Below are 1,498 nucleotides of genomic sequence, written 5' to 3' on the forward strand. Positions count from 1 at the left end.
CCCTACGTGTCAGGGTGAGTTGAGGCGGGTAGCTCAGAGCAAGTTCGCCGTTTGACGTAGGGCGAGAATCAGGAAGTCCCACCATGTCCAGTCCCTCGTTGATCGCCGTGCGCGACGATAGTTCCATGAACAACAGCAGTCCCGGCCCGTGTGCGGGCGGTCCCAAGCCCCGGCGGTCGTTCACGCCGAAGCAGAAACTCGACCACCTCGCCGCCTACGAGGACGCCATTTCCCGGAACGGAGGCGGCGCGTATTTGCGGGAGCAGGGCATCTATTCCTCGCAGATCACGGAGTGGCGAAAACTACGCGATGCCGGGGTGTTGCTGGGCAAGAAACCCGGGGAGAAGATCGGCCGGCTCACGCCCGAGCAGGCCGAGATCGCCCGGCTCCGCCGCCAGTTGGAGTTGACGGAGCTGCGGTTGGAAACGACGAGGGTGGCGTTGGAGATCATGTCAAAAATGCACGAGCTACTCGAAAATCTTTCGAAGAGCTCGCGGGACGAAACACCGCACACGAAACCGTGATGACCACCTACCGCGACCTCACCAGCCGTGGCTTTCCGACCCGGACGGCCGCCAGCCTGGTCGGGTTGCCGCGGGCGACCGCGACCCGGACGCCCCGCACCCGGGCCGCCCGGCCGGTGATGGTGCCGGCGAACCGGCTCGATGTGCTGGAGCGGGCCCGGATCCTGGCGGTGGTGAACTCGGTCCGGTTCGTGGATTTGCCGCCGATCCAGATCTACGCGCAGCTCCTCGATGAGGGCGTGTATTTGGCATCGATCTCCACGATCTACCGGGTGCTGGCCGAGAACAAGCAGGTCAAGGAACGCCGACGCCTGGCCCGCCACCCGGCCCGGGCGATCCCGGAACTGGTCGCCACCGGCCCCGGCCAGGTCTATACGTGGGACATCACGAAATTACCCGGCCCGATCAAGGGCAAGTACTTCGACGCCTACGTGATGATCGATATTTACTCCCGATACGTCGTCGGCGTGAAGGTCCATCCGGCGGAGTCCGCGGTCCTCGCCGCCGAGATGATGAGAGAGACTTTCTCCGTCCATGGCACCCCGCAGGTCGTCCACGCGGACCGGGGCACGTCGATGACGAGCAAGACCGTCGCTGCGCTGCTCTCGGATCTGGAGGTCACCAAGTCGCACTCCCGGCCCCGGGTCAGCAACGACAACCCGTACTCGGAAGCGTGGTTCAAGACGCTCAAATTCGCCCCGGTGTTCCCGGAACGCTTCGGCAGTCTCGGCGATGCCCGACGATTCATGAATACCTTCGTCGAGGGTTACAACCACAACCACAGCCACCGGCACACCGGTATCGGGCTGAACACCCCTGCCGACGTCCACTACGGCCTCGCCGCCGGCAAGGCCGCCGAACGGGCCGCGACCCTCTCCGCGGCACGGGCCCGGCACCCGGAGCGCTTCAGCACCAGCTGCGACCCGAAGATCCTCGCCACCCCCGACACGGCCTGGATCAACAAGCCCGCCGAA

General features: G+C 65.3%; 1 protein-coding gene. It reads left to right on the forward strand.

What is annotated here, in order from left to right; genetic code table 11:
• Positions 1 to 125: 125 nt before the first annotated feature.
• A protein-coding gene (locus E3O39_RS04205; protein ID WP_134449828.1) for an IS3 family transposase occupies positions 126 to 1,498 on the forward strand; the annotation gives its coding sequence in 2 pieces (ribosomal slippage) (positions 126 to 453 and positions 453 to 1,498; 1,374 coding nt annotated over the 2 pieces). This gene is flagged as partial in the annotation.

It is taken from the genome of Cryobacterium sp. MDB2-A-1, from assembly GCF_004402675.1.
GTDB classification, from domain to species: Bacteria; Actinomycetota; Actinomycetes; order Actinomycetales; family Microbacteriaceae; genus Cryobacterium; species Cryobacterium glucosi.